The 1,028-nt window shown below is 68.5% G+C and carries 1 protein-coding gene; it reads left to right on the forward strand.

The genetic code is table 11. From position 1 onward, the window contains the following. Positions 1-141: 141 nt before the first annotated feature. Positions 142-1,028 (forward strand): polyketide synthase dehydratase domain-containing protein (locus ACFPIJ_RS42110; protein WP_380124277.1); only part of this gene is annotated, 887 nt, incomplete at its 3' end.

Below are 1,028 nucleotides of genomic sequence, written 5' to 3' on the forward strand. Positions count from 1 at the left end.
CAGGGTGTGCGGGTGTTCGTGGAGTTGGGTCCGGGTGCGGCGTTGACCGCGATGGTCCAGGACAACCTCCCCGAGACAGCGGCGGGGCAGCGGTCGGTGTTTGTGGCTGGGTTGCGTCGTGAAGGTGCCGAGGTCGAGTCGTTGCTGCTGGCGCTGGCTCAGGCGTTCACTGCTGGAGTGGCTGTCCAATGGTCGGCAATGTTTGCCGGGGTCCGGACCAGCCGGGTCGACCTGCCCACATACGCCTTCCAGCGGGAGCGGTTCTGGTTGCAGCCGGCGTCGTCTGCCGGGGATGTTACGGCGGCAGGTCTTGGGGCGGCTGGGCATCCGTTGTTGGGTGCGGTGACGGCGTTGGCTGAGGGCGAGGGGGTGTTGTGGACAGGCAGGCTGTCGGTGCGTACGCATCCGTGGCTGGCCGATCATGTGATGGCTGGTGCGGTGTTGTTCCCTGGGACCGGGTTTGTGGAACTGGCGGTGTGTGCGGGGCAGGAGACCGGGTGCGGTGCGCTGGAGGAACTGACGTTGCAGGCGCCGCTGGTCCTGCCGCCGGACGGTGCGGTCCAGGTGCAGGTGTGGGTCGGTGGACCGCAGGAGGAGTCGGGTCGGCGACCGGTCAACATCTACTCCCGACCCGAGCACAGTGAAGACATGGGCAATGTCTGGGTCCGCCACGCCACCGGCATGCTGTCCCCGGCGACGCCGGCGCCCTCGTTTGACCTGACCGTCTGGCCTCCGCAGGGCGCGGTGGCGGTGGACATCGACGGCTCGTATGAGCAGTTGGCTGAGACCGGGTTCGGATACGGGCCCGTGTTCCAGGGGCTGCAGGCCATTTGGCGTCGTGACGGCGAGGTGTTCGCCGAGGTTGTCCTGCCGGAGCCGGCTGCGCAGGAGGCCGGCCTGTTCGGGATACACCCGGCCTTGTTGGACGCGGCGCTGCACCCGGCCCTGCTCGATGGCGATGACGGGTTGCGGTTGCCGTTTGCGTGGTCGGGGGTGTCGTTGTTCGCTGCCGGGGCCGGGATGCTGCG

Origin of the sequence: Dactylosporangium cerinum (assembly GCF_042653625.1) — a bacterium.
In the GTDB taxonomy this organism is placed as follows: Bacteria; Actinomycetota; Actinomycetes; order Mycobacteriales; family Micromonosporaceae; genus Dactylosporangium; species Dactylosporangium cerinum.